Raw genomic sequence first — 24,560 nt, 5'->3', positions numbered from 1 at the left:
GTCTCGACATGCGGTGGTCATACATACGGAATGGAAGATCAACGTGGACACGACGATGCGGCCTGTCCCTGCCTGTCGGGTGCCACCCGCCGGCCGGTCTGTTCACTCCTCGGCGGCGATCACCTCCCGGCGGGTCGGCACCGAGGAGACCGGATAGGAACCGGCGGAGTGCGCGTTGTGGAAGGCCATCGCGATGCCGAGCAGGATCACGCAGCCGAGCAGGACAGGTACGAAGAGGAACAGCCATCCGGGTTGCGCCAGCATCACCAGTACGGTGTCGCCGCCGGCCGGCGGGTGGAACGACCGGGTCAGTCCCATCAGGGCCATGGCCAGGCCGACCGCGGCGGCGATCGTCCACGGGGCGTTGCCCAGCACGCGTACGCCGAGCAGGCCGACCAGGGTGCAGATCGTGTGTCCACCGAGGACGTTGCGTGGATGGGCGAACGGCGCGTGCGGCGCCCCGAAGATCATCATGCAGGTGGAGCCCAGCGGAGCGATCAGCAGGGGCGTACCGAACAGCAGCGCGATGGAGCCCACCGCTCCGATGCCCAGGGTGCCCCCCACCCCGGCGAGCACCGCCGTCCGAGGCGGCCACGGGCGTCCGACTCCACGCACCAACGACCGTACGACAAGCACGCGCTTCCCCCAGCCATGCCTTGATGTTGCCGTCGCGTTAAAACCGCGCCCGAAAGGGCTCTCGATCCCACGAATCCCGACCCACGGAGCGGACGCCGGCCCGCCCTCCAGCCTTCGATTGGCACCCCGGACAGCTCGACTACCAGGCAAGACATCGGATCCCCGGTCCCCGCACCGACGGATCCAACGACCGGAAGCTTATCGCTTTGGATGCATCCTGTCACTGGATGACATGTGACATGGAAGTGACATTCACCGATGTTGCTGATTTACGGTTATCCCACGCGAGGGACGAGAAAACATGGCCTAACCGGGCACTGGCGACATCCCGCGAGAGGTTTCCCGGCACCTGATTGAACCCATCCACCACCTCCGCCCGTACCTCTGTGCGAAGGGAGTGGCCCATGAAGCGCCTGACCCCGTTGCTCACCCTCCTGTCGGGGGCGGTGACGGCTGCCGTGCTGTTCACGATGAGTGCACAGGCATCCCCGCCGGGCACCCAACCCGCCGCCGGCGGCGGTGCACCGGCCGCCGCGCCGGCCCCACCCGCCGACGAGGCGGCGGACGCCGACGCCGAGGTGGATCCCGACGCCGCCGCGCCCGACGAGGAACCGAGCGACGCCGACGCCCGCCGACCGGCCGGCACCTCGCCACCGACGGACCCGGACGGCTCGTCGGCCGGCACCGAGGTGACGTCGGTCGAGCAGAACTGGATCGGTGAACTCGAGAACGGGGCCACCATCGCCATCACCGTCAAGGACGGCAAGGCCGAGGCGTACGTCTGCGACGGTCGGAGCATGGAGCTGTGGCTGTCCGGCACGGTGCGCGACGGCAAGATCGAACTGACCGGCAAGGACGCGAAGTTGACCGGTGTCATCCGGGGCGACCGCGCCAGCGGCGAGATGATCGTCGGCGTACGGCGCTGGAAGTTCACCGCCCGACCCGACGACACGTCGACCGACGAGGCGGTGGTGAAATCCGGCTCGGGAACCGCACCGGCGATCTACCGGGTGACCGACGAGACCCGTAAGGCCGGCTTCGACGGCGGCTGGATCATGCTGCCCGACGGCACCCAGATCGGCATCGTCACCTGGAACGGCAAGCCCATTCCGGCTCCGCCGCTGGACCCCGCCTTCAACAGCACGGTGGTCGACGGCGTCACCCTCGTCGCCGAACCGGTCATCCCCGGGGCGCGGTGATGTCCCAGCATCGACAGGGCGGGGCACGCACCGTGCCCCGCCGGGCGTCCGAGCCCACCATCGAGGTGATGCGTGACTTCGGCGCCCCGCCGCCGAGCGCACCGAGACGGCGGCCCTCGCTGCTGGTACCGCTCGTCGTCGGGGCCGGGGTCGCGGTGGCGCTCGGCGTCTACGGACGTACCCACACCCCCACCGGCATCGCGGTGAACGTGGCCGGCTTCTCCTCGCCGCTGACGGTGAAGGTGTGGCTCGGCACGGGGGCGGCGTTCTTCGCCGTCATCCAACTGCTGTCCGCGCTGGCGATGTGGGGTCGGCTCGGCGGCTTCTCCCCGTCCTGGGCCGGCGCGGCGCACCGCTGGTCGGGGCGGGTCGCGTTCCTGCTCACCGTGCCGGTCGCGGTGCACTGCCTGTACGCGCTCGGCTTCGCCGACTACGACACCCGTACGCTGCTGCACTCCCTGCTGGGCTGCTTCTTCTTCGGGGCGTTCGCCACCAAGATGCTGACCCTGCCGAAACGGGGCCTCGCCGGTTGGGTGCTCCCCACGGTCGGCGGGGTCGTGTTCGTCGCCCTGATCGGGATCTTCCTGACCTCCTCGGTCTGGTACTTCACCACGTTCGGCATCCAGTTCTGATCACCGGAAAGGCAAGGCACCGCAGATGAACCACGAGCAGGCTGGCTGCTGCCGGTCGCGACGCGCCCTGCTGGCCGGTACCGGCGCGGTGGGGGTGGCCGCGTTGGCCGGTTGCGCGACGTACGGTCAGCCGACGGCGGCGCCACCGGCCGCACCGCCCGCCGGCACCGCCGGCGCCGACCCGTCGGGCACCTCCGGTGCCGACCCCTCCGGTACCGCCACCCCGGGCGACGACGGCGCCGACCCCGGCCCACCGGCACTGGCCACCCTCGCCGACATCCCGGTCGGTGGCGGCGCGATCTTCGCCGACGCCGGCGTGGTGGTGACCCAGCCGACCGACGGGATCATCAAGGCGTACTCGGCAACCTGCACCCATCAGGGCTGCACGGTGACCTCGGTCTCCGACGGCACCATCGTCTGCGCCTGCCACAACAGCGTGTTCGACATCGCCGACGGCTCGGTACGCAGTGGCCCGGCGGGAGCGCCGCTGCCCGCCGCGAACGTCACCGTCGACGGTGACGCCATCAGGCTGGCCTGACCCGGCGCCCGGCGATGCGAACGCGGTGACGCGGCCCACCCAGGCCCGGGCCGCGCGGGGCCGTCCGAGGTGGCGTCACGCCCCCGGACGGCCCCTGCCCCACCCACGATCCGCAGGTGGAGCAGGGGACGCCGCCGGGTCAGGACGCGGCGCAGGTCAACCCGGAGGGCGTACCCGATCCGCTGCCGGTCAGCCCGAAGGTGGTGCTGGCGCCGGCGGCGAGTTGCCCGTTGTAGGGCTCGTTGCGCACCGTCACCGTGCTGCCGGAGGTGGTGAGCCGGCCGTTCCACAGTGACGCGATCGTGGTGCCGGCGGGGGCGGTCCAGGTGACCGTCCAGCCGGAGATGGCCGCCGTACCGGTGTTCCGGACGGTGACCTCCGCCTGGTAGCCACCCTGCCACGAGCTGGTGACCCGGTACGTCGCGGCGCACCCGCCGTCGCCGTTGTCGTTGCCGGCCGGGGTGGTCACGGTCAGCGCCGGCGAGGCCGCCGAGACGTTGCCGGCCGCGTCGCGGGCCCGCACGGTGAAGGTGTAGCTGGTCGAGGCGCTCAGCCCGGTCGCCCGGTAGGTGGTCCCGGAGACGGTGCCGACCACGGTGGCCGCCCCCGATCCGGTGGCCCGCAGCACCTCGTACGAGGTGACACCCACGTCGTCCGTGGCCGCCGCCCAGTTCAGCGTGGCCGCGGTGGCGGTCACCTCGGTGGCGGTCGGCCGTCCGGGGGCGGTCGGCGCGGTGGTGTCGCCGGGGCCGGGCCCGCCGGCGTAGCGCTCGGCGAGGCTCATGCCGGTGGTGGAGTCGGTGCCGCCGAGGCGCACCTGGTGGTCGAGGCCGACGAACTTGCCGTTGTGCTGCCACAACGCCGGCTTGAGCATCTGGTTGTACTTCGTCTCGTCCCAGCTGGCCCAGTCGTCGAGCAGCAGGCCCCCGGTGTCACCGGAGTTGGGGTTGAGACACCAGAACGTGTGGTGGATGCCGTTCTCGATCATCAGGTCGCGCAGCGCGGCCATCCAGCGGTCCTGCCGGGCGTCCTGCCCCAGCCGGCCACCCCACTCCCCGACCAGCAGCGGCGCGATGTTCTGCTCGTGGATGTAGAACCAGTTCGGCCGCCACACGTCGTTGGTCAGCGAGTCCTTGTCGAAGTCGCCGGCGAACCACGGCTGCTCGTACACCAACGGTCCGTAGTCGTGCGGGGAGTAGACGAGCTGGTCCTGCTGGGCACCGAGGTCGACCGGGTGCTCGGCGACGCCGCGCAGGTTGCCGCCCCACCAGTTGTAGTGGTAGTTGGGGCTGCGGTCGGGGTTGGTGTTCGGCGAGTTCCAGGTGGCACCGGCGCGCGGGTAGATCTCGATGCCCTCGCAGAGGATCAGCAGGTTCGGGTTGATGGCCAGGATCCGCCGGCCCGCCGTCTCGCACGCGTACTTGAAGTTGTCCTGGTCGGTGCTGGAGTCCCACTTGGCCCGTTGGGGGTCGTTCGGGGTCCCGTGCGGCTCGTTCTTGATGTCCATCGCGACGATGGTGTCGTTCGTCCGGTAGCGGGTGGTGATCCACTCCCAGCCCTGGAAGAACAGCTCCGGGGTGATGCTGCCCTTCCACCACACCGGATAGACGTGGCCGGAGTTGTCCGCCTCGGCGCTGTGCACGTCGAGCATGACCTTCAACCCGTACTTCTCGCACAGGGCGAGCCAGTGGTCGAAGACCTGGAGGTTGTTCAGGCCCTCAAGCTCCGGGTTGACGTACGTGTTGACGTTCGGCCGGATCGTCTGCCCGGCCTTCCACTCCAGCAGCAGTTGCGTGGAGATGGGCACCCGGACGATGTTGATGCCGCGCTGGGCCATCTGGCGGGTGATCGATTCTAGGTTGCCCGACCACAGGCCGTGGAAGACCCGCTCGCTGGCGTTGAAGCCGAACCAGTTCGCCCCGGTGAGCCAGACCTGGTTGCCGGCCTCGTCGACGATCCGGTTGCCGTCGGTGTGCAGCCAGTCGGCGGTCGGCGCGGCGGCGACGGCCGGAGCCCCGACCGTCGGCGCCGCCGTCGCGGCGGGCGCGGCGGCGGCCAGGCCGAGCAGAGCCACGGCCACCGTCGCGGCGGCCTGAAGTTTCGTACGTGCAGACATGCGACTTCCTCTGTGGTGGGTGAGGGAGCGAGCACGTCGAGAAACAGTCCTGCCCAGGGACCGTGGGAGCGCTTCCACACCCACCTTAGGCGGTCGACCCCGACAACGGAAGGCCCACCCACCGAACTCGCTGATCTTGCACTTTCCGTCGTCACACAAGCCGCGACAAGGGGCATCTCAGCGACCGAAAGTGCAAGATCGCGGGGGGTCACACCGCGAGGGCCTCCCGGACGGTGTGTTCGGCGGTGGCGCCGCCGTCGCCGGCGGAGGTGACGCGGCCGGATTCGAGGACGTGGTACCGGTCGGCGACCCGGAGCGCGAAGCCGAGATGCTGCTCGACCAGGAGCACGCTGAACCCGCTCTGCGCGATGAGCGCGACGATCCGGTCCTGGATCTCGGTCACCACCGACGGCTGGATGCCCTCGGTCGGTTCGTCGAGCATCAGCAGCCGGGGTCGGGTGATGAGTGCCCGGGCGATGGCCAGCTGCTGACGCTGCCCGCCGGAGAGCAGCCCGGCCCGTCGGCGCAGCAGCGCACGCAGCGCCGGGAACAGGTCCAGCACCTCCGCGGTGGCCGTCGCACCGTCCCGGCGACCGTCGGCGACCAGGCGCAGGTTCTCCGCGGCGGTCAGGTGCGGGAAGCACTGCTGCCCCTGCGGCACGTACGCGATCCCCCGGGCGACCCGCTCGTGCGGCGCCAGCCGGGTGATGTCCTCGCCGTCCAGCTCGACCCGGCCGGCGGTGGGCCGCAGCAGGCCGGCGGCCACCCGCAGCAGGGTGGACTTGCCGGCTCCGTTGTGGCCGAGCACCGTGGCGACCCCGTCGTCGGGCACCGTCACGTCGACGCCGTGCAGCACCCGGCTGCGCCCGTAACCGGCGTGCACGCCGCGCATCGCGAGCATCATGCCTCCGTCCGCGTCGGGGCCGACCCGGCGTCGACCGGGTGACCGAGGTAGACCTCCTGCACGCGTGGGTCGGCCTGCACCTCGGCGACGGTGCCCTCGCTGAGCACCCGACCCGCGTGCAGCACGGTGACGGTACGCGCGAAGCGGCGCAGGAAGTCCATGTCGTGCTCGATCACCACCACCGTGCGGTGCTGGCTCACCTTCTCCAGCAGTTGCCCGGTGGCGTCGCGTTCCTCGTGGCTCATGCCGGCGACCGGCTCGTCGAGCAGCAGCAGCCGGGTGTCCTGCACCAGCAGCATGCCGATCTCCAGCCACTGCTTCTGCCCGTGGGCGAGGGTGCCGGCGAGCTGGTCGGCGCGGCTCGCCAGGCCGATCACGTCGAGGGCCTCGGCCACCTCGTCGGGTACGCCGTGGCGGCGGCGCAGCAACGTCGCCCAGTTGCGCCGGGCCCCGGCGGCGATGTCGAGGTTCTGCAACACGGTCAGCTCCTCGAACACCGTCGACGTCTGGAAGGTGCGGCCGACGCCGAGCCGGCTGATCCGGTGCACCGGCCGGCCGAGCAGCTCCCGGTCGCCGAAGCGCACCGATCCGGTGGCCCGGACCAAGCCGGTGACCGCGTCCACCAGGGTGGTCTTGCCGGCGCCGTTGGGCCCGATCAGGAACCGGATGTCGCCGGGGGCGACGTCGAGGGAGACCCCGTCGACGGCGGTGAACCCGTCGAAGCTGACCCGCAGGTCACGCACGTAGAGCCCGTGCAGCTGCCCGGTCATGCCGCCCCCTCCCGCCGCCGTGCTCGGAATCGGGCGAATCGGCTCGGGCGGGGTTCGCCGTCGTCGCGGCGGCGGGCCAGACCGATCAGCGAGGCCAGGCCGCCGGGCAGGAACGCCACCACCACCACGAACAGCAGGCCCTGAAGGTACGTCCAGGTACCCGGGAAGCGCTCCGACAGGGCGGTACGCGCCCACGCCACCGCGACCGCCCCGAGGACCGGGCCGAGCAGCGTGGCGCGCCCGCCGATGGCGACGCCGATGACGAACTCGATGGACGGCACGATCCCGATCAGGGCCGGCGAGATGATGCCCACCGCCGGCACGAACAGCGCGCCGGCCAGCCCGGCCATGCCGGCGGCGACCACGTACGCGACCAGCTTGACGGTGGCCGGGTCGTAGCCGAGGAAGCGGACCCGCTCCTCCGAGTCGCGCACCGCCACCAGCAGCTCGCCGTAGCGGCTCTGCATCAGGTGCCGGGCCAGGGCCAGCAGCGCCAGCAGGGTGCCGGCGATGATGAAGTAGACCATCCGCTGGTTGACCGGGTCGTCCAGGTCGTAGCCGAAGAAGCCCTGGATGTCGGTGAGCCCGTTGGTGCCGCCGGTGGTGCCCTGCTGGCCGATCAGCAGGATCACCATGGCGGCGGCGAGGGCCTGGCTGAGGATGGCGAAATAGGCGCCGCGCACCCGACGGCGGAACACCAGCGACCCGAGTACGAAGGCGACCGCCATCGGCAGCAGCACCGTGGCGGGCAGGGCGAACCACGGGCTGGCGAACGGCCGCCACCACAGCGGCAGCTCGTCGAGCTGCCCGTAGAGCATCATGAAGTCGGGCATGTTGCCCGGCCCCGCGTCGGCGAGCTTGAGGTGCATGGCCATCGCGTATCCGCCGAGGCCGAAGAAGACGCCCTGGCCGAGGGTGAGCATGCCGCCGCGCCCCCAGGCCAGGCCGATGCCGACCGCGACCATGGCCACGCAGAGGTACTTCGCCAGCAGGGAGAGCCGGAAGTCCGACAGCAGCAGCGGCGCGACGGCGAAGAGCAGGGCCGCGCCGAAAGCGAATCCGACGGCGGCCCGGTACCGGTGGCGCGACGGTCCGGCCGCCGGTCTGGTCGGTGGGGTCGGCGCCGGGTCGGCGGCGGCGACGGGATCTCGGGCGACGGTGGTCATGCCAGACTCCTGGTGCGCAGGGTGAACAGGCCCTGGGGTCGCCACTGGAGAAACGCGACGATGGCGATGAAGACCATCACCTTGGCGACGCTGAGGGTGGTGAGGTACTCGCCGGTCGCCTGGAGCACACCCAGGGCGAAGGCGACGATGACGGTGCCCTTGAGCTGGCCGATCCCGCCGACCACGACGACCAGGAAGGCGTCGATGATCAGGTTGGTGCCCATGGTGGGACCGATCGGCCCGAGCAGGGTGAGGGCCACTCCGGCGATGCCGGCCAGGCCGGAGCCGATGAAGAAGGTCATCCGGTCGACCCGGGCGGTGGGGATGCCGGACACGGCGGCCAGGTCCCGGTTCTGCACGACGGCCCGGATCCGGCGCCCCAGCGGGGTGACCCGCAGGGCGAGGGTCAACGCGACGACCGCGCCGCCGGCCAGGGCCAGGATGAACAACCGGTTGTTGGCCACCGTGATGCCGCCGGGCAGCGCGATGTTCCCGGTGAGCAGCTCCGGCGCGCGGGTCTGCACGTTGGGGCTGCCGAAGATGTCCCGGGCGAGCTGTTGCAGGATCAGCGACACCCCCCAGGTGACCAGCAGGGTGTCCAGCGGGCGGGCGTAGAGGCGGCGGATCAGCAGCATCTCCAGCAGCACGCCCATCGCGCCGGCCACCACGAAGGCGACCGGCAGGGCGATCAGCAGTGACCAGCCGGCCGCGGTGATGACCTGTTGCAGCACGTAGGTGGTGTAGGCGCCGGCCATGATGAACTCGCCGTGGGCCATGTTGATGACGCCCATCTGGCCGAAGGTCAGGGCCAGGCCGAGGGCGATGAGCAGCAGCACCGCCCCGATGCTGACGCCGGTGAAGAGTTGGCCGATGAGAACTGTCACGGTGCGTACTCCGAACTGCTGGTGGGTGCGGGCCCGGGCGGGTGCGCCGCCCGGGCCCGCCGGGTCAGCTCAGGCCGCCGGCCCACGGGTAGCTCTTGAGGTACGGGTCGGGGGTGATCGGTTCGCCGGAGTTCCAGACCTCCGTGATCAGCCCGTCCGCACCGACCTTGCCGACCCGCGCCGTCTTGGCGATGTGCTGGGTGGCGCCGTCCACGGTGACCAGTCCCTCGGGCGCCTCGAAGGTGATGCCGTCGGAGGCCTCACGGACCTTCTCCACGTCGAAGGTGCCGGCCTTCTCGACCATCGCCTTCCACAGGTAGACCGAGACGTACGCGGCCTCCATCGGGTCACTCGTCGGCTTGTCCGCCCCGTACTTGGCCTTGTACGCCGCGACGAACTTCTCGTTCGCCGCCCCGGGCGTGGTCTGGTAGTAGTTCCAGGCGGTGAGCTGGCCCTCCAGGTACTGGGTGCCGATGCTCTTGACCTCCTCCTCGGCGATCGACACCGACACCACCGGCATGCTGGCGGCGGTCAGCCCGGCCGACTTGTACTCCTTGAAGAACGCCACGTTGCTGTCACCGTTGAGGGTGTTGAAGACCGCGTCCGCGCCGGCGGACTTCACCTTGTTCGTGATGGTGCCGAACTCGGTGGAGCCCAGCGGGGCGTAGTCCTCGCCCAGCACCTTCATCCCGTTGGCCTCGGCGTACGCTTTGATGATCTTGTTTGCGGTGCGCGGGAAGACGTAGTCGGAGCCGACCAGGTAGAGCGAGGTGGCGCCCTGGGCCTTGAGGTAGTCCAGGCCGGGAACGATTTGCTGGTTCGTCGTGGCCCCGGTGTAGAAGATGTACGGCGACTGCTCCAGACCCTCGTACTGCACCGGGTAGAACAGCAGCGCCTTGTTCTTCTCGAACACCGGCTTGACGGCCTTACGGCTGGCCGAGGTCCAGCAGCCGAAGACGGCCGCCACGCGGTCCTCACGGATCAGCTTCTCGGCCTTCTCGGCGAAGGTCGGCCAGTCCGAGGCGCCGTCCTCGCCGACAGGTTCGATCTTCTTGTCGAGTACGCCCCCGGCGGCGTTGATCTCCTCGATCGCCAACATGATCGCATCGCGGACGGTGACCTCGCTGATGGCCATCGTGCCGGAGAGGGAGTTGAGCAGGCCCACCTTCACGGTGTCCCCGGAGACGTCGGCGGCGACTCCCGCCGAGGTGTTCCCGTCGGTGGTCTTGCTGCCGCACGCGGCCAGCGCGGCCGCGGCGACCAGGGTCATGGCACCCGCCAGGATGCGGCGGCCCCGGATCAGTGTCATCAAATCTCCCTGCGTCGCGAGTGACGTCAGTCAGTGCCCGGGAACGGTCGTCGGCCCCGAGTCGAAGTGCGGATCTGTCTAACTGCGGTGCGGTCCATCGGAACATTGGGCGCTGCCCGGTACGGCGGGTGGACACCGATCCGGGCGGCGACTCGAATATCGGGCAGGGCAAGCTTCGATCCGTTTCATTGCACGGATGTTTCCCGGTCCTCAATAGAGTGTTTCCGCTGGCCCGACCGCGCTGAGGAGGGCATGAAAAATGCCGGCGCATCGCCGAGGAGAATCAGCGAAATGACACCGGCACACGATTTTCAGCCGCATTCGGCTGCACTTTTCCGTCCATCGCCGGACGGTGGTGATATCCGACGCGACGGCCGGATGCTTCACGTAGGAAGTATCTTGGCCGCCGGCCGACAAACCTGTCAAGACACGGTCCGGTCACGCCCGGCGGGGATCACAGTTCGGTCAGGACGGTGAAGTCCAGGCCGTCGGCCTCGGCCAGGTAGATGCGCTGGCGCACGTGCCGACGACGTAGCCGCAACTCACCGCGCGGTCCGTCGTAGGTCACCACCCCGGCGGACGCCTCCACCGCCCGTACGTCGAGCGTGCCGGCCTTGGCGATGAGCGCGGCCAGCAACATCACGCCCTCGTAGCAGGACTCCCCCAGGCTGCCCAGCGGCGGTGCCTCCAGCCCGAAGCGGCGACCGAAGCTGCCGTGGAAGTCCAGATTCTCCTGCGTCACCAGGCCGGCGAAGAAGCCCGCCGCGCTGAACAATCCCCTGGTGTTGGCGGCACCGCTGGCCAGCAGCATGTTCTCGTCCATCAGGGTGCTCAGGCGCCGGCACCGCTGGTCCAGGCCGGCCCGGGCGAACGCCCGGTTGAACCGCACCGCGTCCGCGCCCACGAGCAGCATGAGCACCGCGTCGGCGTCGCTGTGTTCGACGCGCCGCAGCACCTCGGTGTAGTCGTGGGTCTCCAGCGGCAGGAATTGCTGGCCGACCACCCGCCCGCCGCTGCGTAGCGCGTACCGGTGCGCCGCGCGGGCTGTCCGACGTGGCCAGACGTAGTCGTTGCCGACCACGAACCAGCGCCGCACCCCGAGATCCCCCGCGAGCACCCGCATCGCCGGCCACAGCTGCGCGTCGGGCGTCTCGCTGGTCAGGAAGACACCCTCGGTACGCTCGCCCCCCTCGTACAGGGCGGTGTAGACGTACGGCACCCGGTGCGCGATGCGCGGCGCCACCGCCTGGCGCACCGAGGAGATGTGCCAGCCGGTGACGCCCTGCACCGCGCCCACCGACACCAGCGCCTCGACCTCCGCGGCCACCTCGGCCGGCGGCGCCCCGCCGTCGACCGGCACCAGCCGCAGCTCCCGGCCGAGCACACCGCCCCGCCGGTTGAGTTCCTCGACCGCGAGCTGCGCGCAGAGTTCACAGCTCGGACCGAACATGCCCGCCGGCCCGCGCATCGGGTACACCAACGCGATGCTGACCACGCCCCGGTCGACGGTCAGCCAGGACGCCCCGGCGGCGATGCTCTCCCCTGCCTGCGGGCGTCCGGACCCTGGTGCCGGCGCGGACATGAACACATGGTGGCCGCCGCCCCTGGTGGAAGACCAGCCCTCCCAGCCAGCGGGACATCTCGGTACGATGACAGCGCATCAGCGAGGCGGGAGTGCCATGTCAGACCTTCCCGGTTCCGCAGCCGACCTGCTACCCCTGCTCACCCGCGCCGAGCGGCTGCTCTCGCGCCGGGTGGGCGGGGTGCTCGCCGCCGAGTCGCTCACCATCGAGGCGTGGCGGGTCCTCTGCCTGCTCGCCGACGGTCTCGGGCACCCGATGAGCGAGGTCGCCGCCGAGGCGTCGCTGCCGCCCGGCACGCTGACCAAGCTGGTCGACCAACTCGTCGACCGCAACCTCGTCTTCCGCCGCGTCGATCCGATCGACCGCCGCCGCATCCGCGCCTACCTCACCGTCCGGGGACGTCGCGAGCACGAGCGCCTCTCCGCACGGATCCGCGACGAACTGGCCGAACTACCCGGTGACGGCGACCTGGCGGCACGCCTCGACGAGTTGATCCGGCACCTCGATCCGAAGCGTCGGCACGTCCCGGTCGGCTCCTGAACGCGCTCGTCCGCGGAAACGACGATGGTTCGGGCAGCCACGGCGGCCAGACCACCACACCGACCGGCCACACGAGCGGGCTCAGAAGTGACCGAAGCTGCTCGGCCAGGTGGTGGCGTGCCGGGTCGACGACCGGGACTCCGACGTCCGTGGTGCCGGCGCAGGCCACGGGTCGGGGCGACCGTTACGTCGTGCGACGGTCCGGAAGTGCTCGTGCTCGTAGAGGTAGGACTGCGTGGCGAGGATGGCGCGTAGCCGGGTGCCGTCGGGGTCCTCACCGTCGTACCGCTCGAACTGCTCGGTGAGGAAGAGCACCGGCAGCGCCGATTCGTCGTCATCCTCGGGCAGGTACCCCGCGTCGACCACGGCCGCCACCGCCTCGGGCACCAGCGTGACCGCGTGCGTCAGGAGCGCCCTTCGCATCGCCCGGCGGCAAAAATCGTCGTCCAGAGAGGAGCCCGAGGGGCCAAGGTCGCGCAGGGACCCCCGCACGGATGCGGCCACGTCGTCCGGCAGATCCGTGTCCAGGACGTGCAGAACCCGATCGATGATGGCCTCTTCCTCGACCTGCAACTCGTCGCGGACGTCCTCGTCCGCGCTCCCCCACTCGCTGGCGAAGCACGCCAGTTGCAGCACCCGCCCCTCCGGATCGGCCTCGCGGTAGGCCGCGAACTGCCGGGTGAGGAGCAGGAAGAGGGGCAGCCAGGCGGGGTGAGCCGGCCGGTGCCCGGCGGCACGGACCGCTGCGGTCGCCTCGGTGTCGCCCAGCATGGCCTGCTTACAGACCACGGCGACGCCATCTCGGGCAGACAGCTCCCGCAACGCACGGCGACACCGGTCGTGGACCTCGTCCGGCAGCCAGGTGTCGAGACACTTCAGCAGTCGCTGGGCCAGGGCGGCCTGGTCGAACGCCGGCAGCAGATCGAGCCGGTCCTTGACGAGCGGCAGCAGAACCAGGTTGACGTCTCCGGGATCGGCGGGCGGGCGGGGCAGATGGGGGTTGGCGCAGACGATCCGCAGCAACGCGGTCGGCTCGCCCCGTACCACAGGTTGCACAGGGTTTCGTGGCCGGGCGGTGCCGCGCCGACGTAGGTCGATTCCAGCCGCGCCCGCGATCGGAACTCGATCTCCAGGGCGTCCAGCAGCCCGGGCTGGTCGGTGACCGACATCAGCTCGGCCAGCCGTCGGCGCAGTTCGAGATCGGGAAATGCGAGCGCGGCCTGAACCAGTCGCCGTACGTACGGGTCGCCCTCGTACAGGCCTTGCGGCGGGTCGGCGGCGGTCTGCGGAAGGCAGGCGGTCAACCGCACCCGCGGAAGGTACCCGGAGGTGGGGTCGGGTTCGAGCAGGAACTCCAGCGCCGGAGCGACCTGCTCCGGCCGTTCGTGATTGCCGAACCTGAAATACGCGGCGCTCAGCAGAAACCACGCACCACGCCATACCCGGTCGCGATCGGCGCCGCCGGCCGCCCACCACCGGTCGATTCGCGCCCGGGCGCGGGCGTTGCCCGCAAGGGCGTCGGCCAGCACATACTGGCCACGCCTGGGACTGTGGAACGGTCTGCGCCAGCGACGAAGCAGCATCACTCCATTATGCGTCGTCCGCTACCGATCGTGACCAGGCGGGAAACGCACGGGATCGACCGAGCCCAATGGCTAGGCTCGATCAGCCGCCGTTGACCGGGCGGAACCGCTGGACGGAGTGGCGGGCGCGCGGGGCGGGGTTGGTGGTTCGGGCGATGGTGTCAAACATGGTTCGGCCGAGGGCCGCGTGGGCGCGTACGGCCGGGTGGGTGCCGCCGTAGTTGTCCAGGTCGCCGAGGGAGTCGGCGAAGAACGCGTACGTGAGAGTGGGCGCGCCGGTCGCGTCGAACATGATCCCGACCTCGTGCCGCGCCGCCCCTGAGGAGTCGTAGTCCGCGCCGTACTTGGTGGCGACCCGGCTGCGCTCCGCCGAGGACATGTCGCGGCGGATCCCGTCGTGGTAACCGTTGATCCAGCGCAGGATGCCGAGCAGGAAGTCACTCGACCGGGTCGACAGCAGGGTCTTGTTGGCCAGCCGCCACAGCAGGTCATGGGTCTCGCGCGGGGTGGTGACGCCGAGGAAGAACCGGTTCGGGTTGGCCACCGGCTCGACCCGGGTGTGGGTGAAGCCCTTGGCCGCCAGGATCTCGTTGATCTCCAGTGCCGGCACCACCCGGCCGCACATCCGCACCGCCGTGTTGTCGGAGACCAGCAGCATCGCGGTGAGGAAGTTCGCCACCGTGACCTCGTCACCCCAGACCGTCTGCAGGAAGTAGATCCCGCTGCCGCCGAGGATGATGTCCGCGGTGAGGTCGAGACGCTGGTCGAGCCGCAGCTCACCGCGATCGATCTTGTCCATGACGGCCACCGCGACCGCGAGCTTCTGCACGCTGTACCCGTGCGTGACCCGGTCGGCGTCGTCGGCGATCACGGTACGCAGGGCGCCGGATTCGTCCACCATCGCGACGTGCGAGCGCCACACCCCGCCGGCCCGGGTCTTCTGCTGCCGGTACGCCCGCCGGATAGCCTGGCGCGGTGAGGTCGTGCCGGGGGCCGCTACGGTGCCGTCCGCAGGAGCGGCCACCGCGCCGGACGGCGTTGCCGCCACTGTCACCGCTGCCGCACCGAACCCGATCGCTGCCCGACGACTGATCCGCATGGTCATTGACTCTCCCCAGGGTTTCCACTGACGCCGACGAGCACCGGCACCCGACACACCCTGCCATATGACCACAAAGGACGGCCGGCCTGACTGGTCAGAGTGCGCTGACGCTCTCCGGGGCCCGTTCCCGGCGGGACAGTGCCCGCACCACCGCGAGGGGACCGTGCCGCCAGGCGGCGATGCGGGTGAGCAGGTCAGTGGTCAGCTCGGTGGCGGCCGTCGGCATCTCCGGCGTCGGCAGGTCGAGGCTGACCGCCAGATCGTCGGTGTGCACCACCAGCTCCAGCAGCCGGGTCAGCAGGAAGTCGTCGACGGTCAGTCCCCAGTCACCGAGGTCGACGATCCGGTACGGCGGCTGCGCCGGCACCATGCGGTGCAGCCTCGCCAGGCACCCGTCGACCTCGGCGGCGAGGCGGTCGGCGGTGGTCTCGGCGGCGGCCCGTTCGCCCCGGTCGCGGATGTCGGTGTTGTCCGCCTCGTCGGCACCGGTGGTGACCCAGGCGCTCCCGGTGAAGTGGGCCAGGACGTCGATCGCGGTGTGCCCGGGCGGCGCGTCGAGCAGTTCCGCCGTCCGGGTGATCTGGTTGGCGAGGTGCCGGGCCAGCCCGCCGGTCGAGTAGTACGGCAGGGCGCTCGGCGCCGTCCAACGCTCGGCCAACATCGGCGTACGCAGCAGCGCGGCGGCGACGTCGGCAGCGGCGAGGTAGGCGTTCCGGGTGACGGCCTCAGGCCGGAAACCCGCGATCCGCCGCTCGGCGACGACCTCACCCAACTCGGACAACCTCACGCTCCTCGCCCCCGCCCGACGCAGCGATGGTATCCAACGCGGTATCCGGTTCGAGGTACTCGCGCAGGGTGTGCGCGTCCGGCGCGGTGGCGCTCCACAGGGTCGCCGGACCACCGGCAAGCGGCAGCCGGGCCCGCGTACCGCACACCGCGGGCGGCTCCGCCGGTCGGTTCGGGTCCACGATCAACAGCGAACCGGTGGCCGGTGCGCCGGCGAGCACCGCCGGTCCGGCCCAGCCGGGAGCGTTCGGCCCCACCGTCAGGGACTGCCGCAGCAGCGGCCGGCCGGCCAGGTCGACCCAGGTGTTGATCTCGACGTCACCGGGTGGCTCACCGTGCCGCCCGCAGACCAACTCGTCGCGCCAGTGCAGGGTGCCACCGTCGGCGACGTCCACCCGTGCGTCGGCGACGTGCGCGCAACCGGCCGCCGCGACCAGTTGCTCGGGCAGCCAGTACAGGGCCGCCCGTTCGGCGATGGTGGCCCGGACCAGCATCCGGGACACCGCGCCGGGACGCCCCGGCAACGCGATGGACGCGGCCACCGTGTGCACGCGGACCACCGCACCGGGGCCGACCTCGACGTCCAGCCGCAGGTCGTCGCCGGCCAGCGGACCGGCCGCCCCGCCGACGACGTACACCGTGACACCACCGCCCGGGGCCGGCACCTGGCGCAGCAGCAGCGGGCTCTCCCCGCGCAGGTCGGCCAGCACGGTGCGGCCGTGCCGGTCGCGCCGGGCCACCAGCCGGGCGGTGGCCCGCATCAGGCCTGCCCAGCCGGGATGGCCTGGGCGGCCCGATGGTGGGCCAACTCGTGACGGATCCAGCCGGCGACCTGGGTCGCCAGCGGATCCTCGCTGATGGACTGGAACACCGTAGGCAGGTCGCCGCGGCGGGCACGCGCGTCCCGGTCCATCACGGACAGGTCGGCACCGACCATCGGCGCCAGGTCCGTCTTGTTGATGACCAGCAGGTCGGCGGCGGTCACCCCGGGACCGCCCTTGCGGGGCACCTTGTCCCCACCGGCCACGTCCACCACGAAGATCTGCCGGTCGACCAGGCCCCGGCTGAACGTCGCGGTCAGGTTGTCCCCGCCGCTCTCCACAAGCACCAGGTCCAGCGGACCCAGCGCGTCGGTCAGGTCGTCGACGGCGTCGAGGTTGGCGCCGATGTCGTCGCGGATGGCGGTGTGCGGGCAGCAGCCCGTCTCCACCGCCCGGATCCGGGCCGGGTCGAGCACCCCGGCGCGCTTGAGGAAGTCGGCGTCCTCGGTGGTGTAGATGTCGTTCGTCACCACGCCGAGGCGCAGCTCACCGGCGAACGCCCGGCACAGCGCCGCGACCAGGGCGGTCTTGCCGGAGCCGACCGGCCCGCCGATGCCGACCCGCAACGCCCGCGCGGCGGTCGGTAGCGGGGCGTGCGGATCCACCCCCGGCTCGGGGTGGGTGTGGGGAACGGACTCGTCGTGGTCGAATTCAGGACGCAAAGAGACGCACCTCCCAGGTGACGTGAGCTTCGGCGTGGATGTCGGCGAGCGGAGCGGCGGCGGCGGGCAGCCGCTCCGGTGGTTCCTCGGCGGCGCGGGCCGCCCGCGCCGCGGTGGCGTCGCAGGCGCCGGCGAGCCGCACCAGCAGGGCCTGCACCTGGTACGGGTCCAAGCCGAGCAGGCGTACGGCGGCACTGGCCGCGCCGGTCACCGTCGCGTGGGCAGCGACCGTGGCCACCTGCCCGGGGTCGAGGCCGGCGGCGGCACCGACGAGTCCCAGCACCAGCGGCTGGTGCGGCCCGTCCGGCCCGGCGGGCAGATCGTCGAAGGTGACCGCCGGCCAGATCCGGCGACCGGCCCGCAGCAGCGCCCGCCCCTGCCGGCGGGACACCGACCGCTGGGCGGGCGAGGCGGTCCGGGCGTCCAGTTCGGCGTCGAGTCGGGCCAGCGTGTTGGCCCGGCCCGCCGACCAGGCCGCACCCCGGGCCGCCGCCGCGAACGCCGCCGCGACAAGTCCCGCAGTGGCCAGTCGACCCCGCAGGTACTCCCCCAGCGTGTCCAGGTCGGTCACCCGGCCGGCGGCGACTGCCGCCTCCAGCCCGGCCGAATGCGCGTGCGCACCGGCCGGGAACCGCCCGTCGGCGAGGAGCAGCAGCATCGTCGTGGCGGCCATCAGAACAGGAAGTACCGCTGGGCCATGGGTAGTTCGGCCACCGGATCCGGTTCCACCACCACACCGTCGATCCGGACCGTGAAGGTGTCCGGGTCGACCTCGATGCGTGGCAGCGCGTTGTTCTCCGGCAGGTCGGCCTTGCCGCGCGACCGTACGTCGGCCACCGGCACCACCCGACGCCGCACGTCCAGCCGCAGCCCGGCCTCGAGCGCGGCGGGGGCGACGAAGGCCAGGCTGGTCGCGGCGGCCGCGCCGCCGTACGCGCCGAACATCGGCCGGGGCAGCATCGGCTGCGGGGTGGGGATCGAGGCGTTCGCGTCACCCATCTGCGCGTACGCGATCATGCCACCCTTGATGACCAGGTGCGGTCGTACGCCGAAGAACGCCGGCTCCCACAGCACCAGGTCGGCGAGCTTGCCCGGTTCCACCGACCCGATCTCGTGGTCGAGGCCGTTGGCCATCGCCGCGCAGATGGTGTACTTCGCGACGTACCGGCGGGCCCGGTGGTTGTCGGCGGCCCCGTCGCCGGGCAGGGCGCCCACCCGGGCCTTCATCACGTGCGCGCTCTGCCAGGTACGCAGCACGACCTCCCCGATGCGGCCCATCGCCTGCGAGTCGGAGCCGATGATGGAGATCGCCCCGAGGTCGTGCAGCAGGTCCTCGGCGGCCATGGTGGACGGCCGGATGCGGCTCTCGGCGAACGCCAGGTCCTCCGGCACCGCCGGGTTGAGATGGTGGCAGACCATCAGCATGTCGAGGTGCTCGGCCAGCGTGTTGCGGGTGTACGGGCGGGTCGGGTTCGTCGACGACGGCAGCACGTTCGGCTCACCGGCGACGGTGATGATGTCCGGCGCGTGCCCGCCGCCGGCACCCTCGGTGTGGTACGAGTGGATCGCCCGGCCGCCGATGGCGCGCAGCGTGTCGGCGACGAACCCGGCCTCGTTCAGGGTGTCGGTGTGGATGGAGACCTGCACGCCGGAGGCGTCGGCGACGCGCAGGCAGGCGTCGATCGCCGCCGGGGTGGTGCCCCAGTCCTCGTGCAGCTTGAACCCGGCGGCCCCGGCCCGCAGCTGCTCCCACAGCGCCTCCTCCGAGACGGTGTTGCCCTTGCCGAGCAGCAGCACGTTGACCGGGAAGGTGTCGAGGGCCTCGTGCATCCGGGCCAGGTGCCAGGCGTTCGGGGTGACGGTGGTGGCCCGGGTGCCCTCGGCCGGTCCGGTGCCGCCGCCGACCAGGGTGGTGACTCCGCTGGCGAGGGCCTCGGCGACCAGTTGCGGGCAGATGAAGTGCACGTGGGTGTCGACCGCCCCGGCGGTCAGGATCCGGCCGTTGCCGGCGATCACCTCGGTGGCCGGGCCGATCACCAGGTCCGGGTGGACACCGTCCATGGTGTCCGGGTTGCCGGCCCGGCCCAGCGCGACGATCCGCCCGTCGCGCAACCCGACGTCGGCCTTCACCACCCCCCAGTGGTCGAGGACGACCGCACCGGTGATGACGGTGTCCAGGGCCCCCTCGGCGCGGGTGGCCCGCGACTGGCCCATCGACTCACGGATCACCTTGCCGCCACCGAAGACCGCCTCGTCACCACCGGCACAGTGGTCCTGCTCGACCTCGATGAGCAGGTTCGTGTCGGCCAGCCGGATCCGGTCACCGGTGCTCGGGCCGTACAGGGCGACGTAGCGGTCCCTTTCCACGCTGCTCATGCCGGCACTCCACTTCGCTCCATGCCGCCGGGCGGCGGGTCCAACCTGCTGATCCGCGCGTTCATGCCGTCCGTCCTTCGTCGAGTGCGCCGGCGCACTCGCCGCGCAGGCCCGGCACGATCCGTGCGCCACCGAGCGGAACCAGCTCGACGCGGCGGCTCACCCCCGGCTCGAACCGCACCGAGGTGCCGGCCGGCACGGCGAGCCGCTGCCCCCAGGCGACGTCCCGGTCGAAGTCCAGCGCCGGGTTGGCCTCCGCGAAGTGGTAGTGCGAACCGACCTGCACCGGCCGGTCTCCGGTGTTGACCACCAGCAGCGTGGTCACCGGCCGCCCGGCGTTGATCTCCACCGGTCCGTCGGCCGGCAGGATCTCCCCGGGGATCACGGAATCGGGTGGTGCACCGTCACCAACTTGGTGCCGTCCGGGAACGTCGCCTCCACCTGCACCTCCCTCAGCAACTCGGGGATGCCGTCCTGCACGTCGTCCCGGCTGAGCACGGTGCGTCCGGCGGCCATCAGGTCGACCACGGACTGCCCGTCGCGCGCCCCTTCGAGCAGGAAGGCGGTGATCACCGCGACGGCTTCCGGATAGTTGAGGCGCAGGCCGCGCTCGCGGCGACGCCGGGCGACGTCGGCCGCCACGTGGACGAGCAGGCGGTCCTGCTCGTGGGGGGTGAGATACACGGGTACTCCCGGTGGATGTCCGCGCTCCCGACGCCGCCGGCCCGGCGCCTCGACGCGCCGCCGCACGGTTCGGGGTTCGCCCGCCGGCCCATCCGTCACGCGCGTCGGACCCGGGAGTTCCACCCTCCCAGCCCACGTGACGGACCACCGGCGGTGTCATCGGATGCGGACCGCACCGCCCACCGCTGAGCAGACCGTAGAGGATCACCCACTCCCCCGGCAACACCCCCACCCCCACCCCCGCTCCCGCCCCCGCCCGCGTTGATCATGAGGTTAGCGGCAGTCGAGGAGATCAACTTTGCCGCCAACCTCATGGTCAACCTGGGGTGAGGGTGAGGGTGAGGGTGGTCATAGGGGGTGGACGGTGGGTGGGCGGGGGCTGATAGCGTCGGCGCAGGTCATGAGTGCCAGCGTCAAGCCCCGGCTTGCTGGCCGGCAACCCTCGTCCGCGCAGGGGTGCCCCGGGTGAGGACCAGGCATCGGTGCAACCACCGGTGCAAGCGTGGCCTGGGTTCCCAGGTCATCACGACCTTGAGGAGCACCATGTCGTACCGCCATCGACCTGTGGCCCGTCCGGGCCTGACCCGGCGTCGGCACGTCGACATGATGCGGGTGTGCAGCGCCGCGTGTAGCTGACCGCGTCGCTCCCCGTCACCGATCCGCCACGGGTCGGCTGACCCCTCTGCCATCGATCCCATTCCAGCGGTCCGCCCGGCGGCGGACCGTCGGTGCGGCACGTCCGTGCCCGCCGTAGCTCAACCAGGAGACACCTGTGCGATTCCTTCCTGCCCTGACCCGCGCCGCCGCCGTCGGTGTCGCCGCGATCCTCGGCGCCGCCACCCTCACCGCCTGCGGCTCGGATTCCGCCAGCAGTGCGGCCGACAACCCGTACAACCTGGTGCAGCCGGGTGTGCTGCGGGCCGGCACGCTCACCGACGCCCCGCCGAACGTCTACCTGAAGGACGGCAAGTTCACCGGCTTCGACAACGACCTGTTGGTCGCCGCCGCCGACAAGCTGGGCCTGAAGGTGGAGTTCGTCGGCACCGACTTCTCGGCGTTGCTGTCGCAGGTCAACACCCGCAAGTTCGACGTCGGCAGCTCCTCGATCACCATCACCGAGGCGCGCAAGAAGACCGTGGACTTCGGCAACGGGTACGACTTCGGCTACTTCGGGCTCGACGTGCCCGCCGGGTCGGCGCTGCGCAGCTTCGACGAACTGCCCGGCAAGCGGGTGGTGGTCGTGCAGGGCACCGTCCAGGACGACTACGCCACGAACAAGGGCCTCGACCCGGTCCGGGTGCCCGACTACAACGGCGCGATCAACCAGCTCAAGGCCGGCACCGCCGACGCGTGGATCGCCCCCGCCGAGATCGGCGAGAAGACCGCCGCGGACAGCGGCGGCAAGATCACGGTGGCGGCGAAGGAACTCAGCCCGGCACCGACCGCGTACGCCTTCGCCAAGGGCAACGACGCGCTGCGCGAGGCGCTGAACAAGGCGCTCGACGAGGTGATCGCCGACGGCACCTGGACCCGCCTGCAGGAGCAGTACTACCCGGGCCGGCCGATCCCTGCCGACTTCACCCCGGGCAGCGGTGACGTAGTGGCACCCTCCGCGTCGGTCGGCGCGGCGGCACCGTCGGCGTCGGCCGCTTCCTGACGGTAGGGCCACGAGCGAGCAGGGCGGAGGTTGACCGTGGATCCGTTGCGGACCCTGTGGGAGACGTTCTTCGACTGGGAGTCGATGCGTGAGGCGCTACCCGAGATGCTCACCGTCGGGTTGCCCAACACGCTGATCCTGGCGGTCACCGCCGCCCTGCTCGGCTCGGCGCTGGGCATCCTGCTGGCGGTGGCGGGCATCTCGCGTACCCGCTGGCTGCGGTGGCCGGCTCGGGTGTACACCGACATCTTCCGGGGACTGCCGGCGGCGGCGACGATCCTACTGATCGGGGTCGGCCTGGCCCCGCTCGGCATGCAGGTGTGGGGCCCCAATCCGTACCCGCTGGGCATCCTGGCGCTGTCGCTGATCGCGTCGGCGTACCTCGGGGAGATCTTCCGCTCCGGCATCCAGTCGGTGGAGGCCACCCAGTTGGAGGCGGCCCGCGCGCTGGGCTTCTCCTGGCGGGAGGCGATGCGGCGGGTGGTCATCCCGCAGGGCGTCCGGCGGATCCTGCCGGCCTGGGTGAACCAGCTGATCGCCCTGATCAAGGACTCCAGCCTGGTCTACTTCCTCGGCCTGCTGGCCAGTCAGCGCGAGCTGTTCCGGATCGGTCAGGACTACGCCGCCAACACGGGTAACCAGTCGGCGCTGCTGCTGGCCGGGCTCTTCTACCTCGTGCTGACCGTGCCACTGACCCACGTCGTCAACTGGATCGACCGGCGGCTGCGGCACGGCCGGCCGGCGGCCGGGCCGACCGACGACCCCGACGACCTGGACCTGGCGCTGCCCGGCGCCGCCGGAGGCAACCAACGATGAACACCTCGGTCAGTCTCAGCCTGCGCGACGTGCACCTGGCCTTCGGCAGCCATCGGGTGCTGCGCGGGGTGGACCTGGACGTGGCGCGCGGCGGCACCGCCTGCGTGATCGGCCCGTCCGGGTCGGGAAAGTCCACCCTGCTGCGCACCGTCAACCGGCTGCTCGAACCGGACCGGGGCGACGTGCTGCTGGACGGCCGCAGCGTGCTGCGCGACGACCCGGACGCCCTGCGGCAGCGGATCGGCATGGTGTTCCAGCAGTTCAACCTCTTCCCGCACATGAGCGTGCTGCGCAACATCACCCTGCCGCTGCGCCGCATCGGCAAGCTCGGCGAGGACGAGGCGGTGGCCCGGGCCCGGGCCGAACTCGACCGGGTCGGCCTGGCCGCGAAGGCCGACGCCCGGCCGGCACAGTTGTCCGGCGGGCAGCAGCAGCGGGTGGCCATCGCCCGGGCGCTGGCCATGCGGCCGCAGGTGATGCTCTTCGACGAGGCCACCTCGGCGCTCGATCCAGAACTGGTCAAGGGGGTGCTGGCGCTGATGGCGGACCTCGCGTCGCAGGGCATGACGATGGTGGTGGTCACCCACGAGATGGGCTTCGCCCGCCAGGTCGCCGACACCGTCGCCTTCATGGACGCCGGGGTGGTGCTGGAGGCCGGCGAGCCGGCGGCGATCTTCGAGTCCGCCGAACACCCACGCCTGCGCCGCTTCCTGTCTCAAGTGCTGTGACCTCGGACAGTCGTTGGCCAGCGACGGCGGCCGGCGAGGATCGCCAAGGTTTCCCGGGCCACCTCGTGGGGCTCCCGTCGAGACGGCGGTGACTGAACCTGACCACCAGGATGCCCACCGTGGCGAGTAACGCGTCGCGCCGCAGGTCGATCTCGCGCTGACGGGGATCGCCATGCGAGGTGGCACCGTCCAGCTCGATGTTGACCCGCTCCTCCTCAGCGAACAGGTCCAGGTACGTGGTTCGCTTTCCCACCCGGACCCGCACCTGCCGCCTCAGCTCGGGCATTCCCGGGCCGGTGAAGACCCGGTCATGGCCCCAGATCTCCAGCGCGCTGCGGCAGCCGGCTTCGAGCCGGTCGATGAGCACGGACAGCGCCGCCCGCCCTTTCAGCTTCGGAGGGAGCGCGATGCGGAGCCGGTACGCAGTGGTCATCCGGTCGTTCACCGCACGAGCGATCGGCCCGATGCGTCCTTCCTCGGACAACAACGGCCAGGAGTGCACCAACGCCTCCTCCAGCCGGACGAGAGGCACGCCTCGTCGCACCACGACGTGAGGTGGTTCCGCCGCAAATGCCGTCCGGTGCCGCACCACCAGCCTCTCCTTGCTCCGCAGCCCGATACCAGCCGGCACATCGAGGTACACGGGCTCACCGGCCGGTTGCGGCCGAAGGCCGTACACGTCAAGCGCGGTCAACGCGCTCAACGCCGCCCGGCCGTCGGCGTACGCGAGCGCCGCCCGCCGGGCGACCTCGGGTGTCAGCCTCGCGAGCAGGCTGGCGGAGTCCGAGGTGGCCAACAACGAGGTGTCTACGTAGACCGCAGGTAGGACACGACGCAGCCAGCCACTGCGGTACGCCCGCCGCAACGTCCATGGCGGTACCACCTCAAGGGCCCGAGCGCGGGTCACCACACCGCCACCAGCCTCGACGAGCGATCGGAGCACGCCATCCACGGCGACAGAGCCTGCCCCAGGCCGCGCCGACCCCGCAGCCCCCTGTGGACACCACGCGGAGCTGTGGACAACCCCGCACTCCAGTGCCGCGTGTGCTATAGCTCCTGATCGTTTGC

At 71.2% G+C, this 24,560-nt stretch carries 25 protein-coding genes and 1 riboswitch; of the genes, 7 read left to right on the top strand and 18 right to left on the bottom strand.

The window, feature by feature from the left end:
- Positions 1 to 102 precede the first annotated feature (102 nt).
- On the bottom strand, positions 103 to 564 hold the full coding sequence (locus O7597_RS27235) for an HPP family protein (RefSeq protein WP_269741533.1): 462 nt from the start codon (positions 562 to 564) through the stop codon (positions 103 to 105).
- Positions 565 to 1,040: 476 nt separating this feature from the next.
- On the opposite strand from O7597_RS27235, the gene O7597_RS27230 reads away from it, so the two are divergent.
- From O7597_RS27230 to O7597_RS27220, 3 genes are all read left to right on the top strand, one after another.
- Positions 1,041 to 1,835: a hypothetical protein gene (locus O7597_RS27230; protein WP_269741532.1), complete on the top strand. Its 795-nt coding sequence runs from the start codon at positions 1,041 to 1,043 to the stop codon at positions 1,833 to 1,835.
- Positions 1,836 to 1,903: 68 nt separating this feature from the next.
- A complete protein-coding gene (locus O7597_RS27225) occupies positions 1,904 to 2,467 on the top strand; it encodes a DUF6529 family protein (RefSeq protein ID WP_269742749.1) in 564 nt (187 codons plus the stop codon).
- A gap of 25 nt (positions 2,468 to 2,492) precedes the next feature.
- Entirely contained in the window at positions 2,493 to 3,005 is a 513-nt protein-coding gene (locus tag O7597_RS27220; RefSeq protein WP_269741531.1) for a Rieske (2Fe-2S) protein, read from the top strand.
- Positions 3,006 to 3,144: 139 nt separating this feature from the next.
- Here the strand turns inward: O7597_RS27220 and O7597_RS27215 are convergent, their stop codons facing one another.
- The 7 genes from O7597_RS27215 to O7597_RS27185 all read right to left on the bottom strand — a co-directional run bounded on the left by O7597_RS27215 (position 3,145) and on the right by O7597_RS27185 (position 11,736).
- On the bottom strand, positions 3,145 to 5,121 hold the full coding sequence (locus O7597_RS27215) for a cellulase family glycosylhydrolase (protein WP_281581112.1): 1,977 nt from the start codon (positions 5,119 to 5,121) through the stop codon (positions 3,145 to 3,147).
- Positions 5,122 to 5,329: 208 nt separating this feature from the next.
- The gene (gene urtE, locus O7597_RS27210) at positions 5,330 to 6,013 is read right to left on the bottom strand and encodes an urea ABC transporter ATP-binding subunit UrtE (RefSeq protein WP_281581111.1); all 684 of its coding nucleotides are present in this window, start codon (positions 6,011 to 6,013) and stop codon (positions 5,330 to 5,332) included.
- A gap of 8 nt (positions 6,014 to 6,021) precedes the next feature.
- Positions 6,022 to 6,795, bottom strand: a complete 774-nt coding sequence (gene urtD, locus O7597_RS27205) for an urea ABC transporter ATP-binding protein UrtD (RefSeq protein WP_281581110.1) — start codon at positions 6,793 to 6,795, stop codon at positions 6,022 to 6,024.
- A complete protein-coding gene (urtC, locus tag O7597_RS27200) occupies positions 6,792 to 7,961 on the bottom strand; it encodes an urea ABC transporter permease subunit UrtC (protein ID WP_269741527.1) in 1,170 nt (389 codons plus the stop codon). Before urtC ends, urtD begins: the two co-directional genes overlap by 4 nt.
- Positions 7,958 to 8,845 (bottom strand): urea ABC transporter permease subunit UrtB, encoded by an 888-nt coding sequence (gene urtB / locus O7597_RS27195; RefSeq protein ID WP_164446921.1) that lies wholly within the window; start codon positions 8,843 to 8,845, stop codon positions 7,958 to 7,960. Before urtB ends, urtC begins: the two co-directional genes overlap by 4 nt.
- Positions 8,846 to 8,909: 64 nt before the next feature.
- On the bottom strand, positions 8,910 to 10,154 hold the full coding sequence (urtA, locus tag O7597_RS27190; RefSeq protein WP_269741525.1) for an urea ABC transporter substrate-binding protein: 1,245 nt from the start codon (positions 10,152 to 10,154) through the stop codon (positions 8,910 to 8,912).
- Positions 10,155 to 10,608: 454 nt separating this feature from the next.
- Entirely contained in the window at positions 10,609 to 11,736 is a 1,128-nt protein-coding gene (locus tag O7597_RS27185) for a substrate-binding domain-containing protein (RefSeq protein ID WP_269741524.1), read from the bottom strand.
- 97 nt (positions 11,737 to 11,833) lie between these two features.
- On the opposite strand from O7597_RS27185, the gene O7597_RS27180 reads away from it, so the two are divergent.
- Positions 11,834 to 12,277, top strand: coding sequence for a MarR family winged helix-turn-helix transcriptional regulator (locus tag O7597_RS27180; protein ID WP_269741523.1), 444 nt, complete (start codon positions 11,834 to 11,836; stop codon positions 12,275 to 12,277).
- A gap of 81 nt (positions 12,278 to 12,358) precedes the next feature.
- On the opposite strand, the gene O7597_RS27175 is transcribed toward O7597_RS27180, so the two are convergent.
- From O7597_RS27175 to O7597_RS27135, 9 genes are all read right to left on the bottom strand, one after another.
- Positions 12,359 to 13,333 carry a hypothetical protein gene (locus O7597_RS27175; RefSeq protein WP_281581109.1) on the bottom strand — a complete coding sequence of 325 codons (975 nt, stop codon included), beginning with the start codon at positions 13,331 to 13,333 and terminating at the stop codon, positions 12,359 to 12,361.
- 609 nt (positions 13,334 to 13,942) lie between these two features.
- Positions 13,943 to 14,965 (bottom strand): serine hydrolase, encoded by a 1,023-nt coding sequence (locus O7597_RS27170; RefSeq protein ID WP_281581108.1) that lies wholly within the window; start codon positions 14,963 to 14,965, stop codon positions 13,943 to 13,945.
- A 91-nt stretch (positions 14,966 to 15,056) separates the two neighbouring features.
- Entirely contained in the window at positions 15,057 to 15,743 is a 687-nt protein-coding gene (locus O7597_RS27165; protein WP_281581107.1) for a maleylpyruvate isomerase N-terminal domain-containing protein, read from the bottom strand.
- On the bottom strand, positions 15,727 to 16,509 hold the full coding sequence (locus O7597_RS27160; RefSeq protein ID WP_281581106.1) for an urease accessory protein UreD: 783 nt from the start codon (positions 16,507 to 16,509) through the stop codon (positions 15,727 to 15,729). Before O7597_RS27160 ends, O7597_RS27165 begins: the two co-directional genes overlap by 17 nt.
- Positions 16,509 to 17,231, bottom strand: coding sequence for an urease accessory protein UreG (gene ureG, locus O7597_RS27155; protein WP_332317150.1), 723 nt, complete (start codon positions 17,229 to 17,231; stop codon positions 16,509 to 16,511). Before ureG ends, O7597_RS27160 begins: the two co-directional genes overlap by 1 nt.
- Complete coding sequence (locus O7597_RS27150) at positions 17,221 to 17,904, bottom strand: urease accessory UreF family protein (protein ID WP_281581105.1); 684 nt, start codon at positions 17,902 to 17,904, stop codon at positions 17,221 to 17,223. The genes ureG and O7597_RS27150 overlap by 11 nt, the downstream gene beginning before the upstream one ends.
- Positions 17,904 to 19,607 (bottom strand): urease subunit alpha, encoded by a 1,704-nt coding sequence (locus tag O7597_RS27145; RefSeq protein WP_281581104.1) that lies wholly within the window; start codon positions 19,605 to 19,607, stop codon positions 17,904 to 17,906. The genes O7597_RS27150 and O7597_RS27145 overlap by 1 nt, the downstream gene beginning before the upstream one ends.
- 61 nt (positions 19,608 to 19,668) lie before the next feature.
- Positions 19,669 to 19,992, bottom strand: a complete 324-nt coding sequence (locus O7597_RS27140) for an urease subunit beta (RefSeq protein WP_281581103.1) — start codon at positions 19,990 to 19,992, stop codon at positions 19,669 to 19,671.
- Complete coding sequence (locus tag O7597_RS27135; RefSeq protein ID WP_281563057.1) at positions 19,989 to 20,291, bottom strand: urease subunit gamma; 303 nt, start codon at positions 20,289 to 20,291, stop codon at positions 19,989 to 19,991. Before O7597_RS27135 ends, O7597_RS27140 begins: the two co-directional genes overlap by 4 nt.
- Positions 20,292 to 20,687: 396 nt before the next feature.
- Positions 20,688 to 20,800: riboswitch (SAM riboswitch) on the top strand.
- Positions 20,801 to 21,063: 263 nt separating this feature from the next.
- Here O7597_RS27135 and O7597_RS27130 point away from each other — a divergent pair.
- From O7597_RS27130 to O7597_RS27120, 3 genes are read left to right on the top strand one after another with little or no spacing between them, the layout of a single operon-like run.
- On the top strand, positions 21,064 to 21,948 hold the full coding sequence (locus tag O7597_RS27130; RefSeq protein ID WP_281581102.1) for an ABC transporter substrate-binding protein: 885 nt from the start codon (positions 21,064 to 21,066) through the stop codon (positions 21,946 to 21,948).
- Positions 21,949 to 21,984: 36 nt separating this feature from the next.
- Entirely contained in the window at positions 21,985 to 22,764 is a 780-nt protein-coding gene (locus O7597_RS27125) for an amino acid ABC transporter permease (RefSeq protein WP_281581101.1), read from the top strand.
- Positions 22,761 to 23,492 carry an amino acid ABC transporter ATP-binding protein gene (locus tag O7597_RS27120; RefSeq protein WP_281581100.1) on the top strand — a complete coding sequence of 244 codons (732 nt, stop codon included), beginning with the start codon at positions 22,761 to 22,763 and terminating at the stop codon, positions 23,490 to 23,492. Before O7597_RS27125 ends, O7597_RS27120 begins: the two co-directional genes overlap by 4 nt.
- Here O7597_RS27120 and O7597_RS27115 read toward each other — a convergent pair.
- On the bottom strand, positions 23,392 to 24,444 hold the full coding sequence (locus O7597_RS27115; RefSeq protein WP_281581099.1) for a DUF559 domain-containing protein: 1,053 nt from the start codon (positions 24,442 to 24,444) through the stop codon (positions 23,392 to 23,394). The genes O7597_RS27120 and O7597_RS27115 overlap by 101 nt on opposite strands.
- Positions 24,445 to 24,560: the final 116 nt, after the last annotated feature.

Source organism: Verrucosispora sp. WMMC514 (genome assembly GCF_027497295.1).
Classification (GTDB): domain Bacteria; phylum Actinomycetota; class Actinomycetes; order Mycobacteriales; family Micromonosporaceae; genus Micromonospora; species Micromonospora palythoicola.
This window is presented reverse-complemented; position numbering and strand designations above follow the sequence as displayed.

Bases quoted from the DNA above. Each gene is read 5' to 3' on its own strand.
- O7597_RS27160 (WP_281581106.1), bottom strand. From the start codon at position 16,509: ATGCGGGCCACCGCCCGGCTGGTGGCCCGGCGCGACCGGCACGGCCGC.
- urtC (WP_269741527.1), bottom strand. From the start codon at position 7,961: ATGACCACCGTCGCCCGAGATCCCGTCGCCGCCGCCGACCCGGCGCCG.
- urtA (WP_269741525.1), bottom strand. From the start codon at position 10,154: ATGACACTGATCCGGGGCCGCCGCATCCTGGCGGGTGCCATGACCCTG.
- urtD (WP_281581110.1), bottom strand. From the start codon at position 6,795: ATGACCGGGCAGCTGCACGGGCTCTACGTGCGTGACCTGCGGGTCAGC.
- O7597_RS27230 (WP_269741532.1), top strand. From the start codon at position 1,041: ATGAAGCGCCTGACCCCGTTGCTCACCCTCCTGTCGGGGGCGGTGACG.
- O7597_RS27150 (WP_281581105.1), bottom strand. From the start codon at position 17,904: ATGGCCGCCACGACGATGCTGCTGCTCCTCGCCGACGGGCGGTTCCCG.
- O7597_RS27185 (WP_269741524.1), bottom strand. From the start codon at position 11,736: ATGTCCGCGCCGGCACCAGGGTCCGGACGCCCGCAGGCAGGGGAGAGC.
- O7597_RS27220 (WP_269741531.1), top strand. From the start codon at position 2,493: ATGAACCACGAGCAGGCTGGCTGCTGCCGGTCGCGACGCGCCCTGCTG.
- O7597_RS27180 (WP_269741523.1), top strand. From the start codon at position 11,834: ATGTCAGACCTTCCCGGTTCCGCAGCCGACCTGCTACCCCTGCTCACC.
- O7597_RS27145 (WP_281581104.1), bottom strand. From the start codon at position 19,607: ATGAGCAGCGTGGAAAGGGACCGCTACGTCGCCCTGTACGGCCCGAGC.
- O7597_RS27215 (WP_281581112.1), bottom strand. From the start codon at position 5,121: ATGTCTGCACGTACGAAACTTCAGGCCGCCGCGACGGTGGCCGTGGCT.
- O7597_RS27225 (WP_269742749.1), top strand. From the start codon at position 1,904: ATGCGTGACTTCGGCGCCCCGCCGCCGAGCGCACCGAGACGGCGGCCC.
- O7597_RS27170 (WP_281581108.1), bottom strand. From the start codon at position 14,965: ATGACCATGCGGATCAGTCGTCGGGCAGCGATCGGGTTCGGTGCGGCA.
- urtE (WP_281581111.1), bottom strand. From the start codon at position 6,013: ATGCGCGGCGTGCACGCCGGTTACGGGCGCAGCCGGGTGCTGCACGGC.
- O7597_RS27120 (WP_281581100.1), top strand. From the start codon at position 22,761: ATGAACACCTCGGTCAGTCTCAGCCTGCGCGACGTGCACCTGGCCTTC.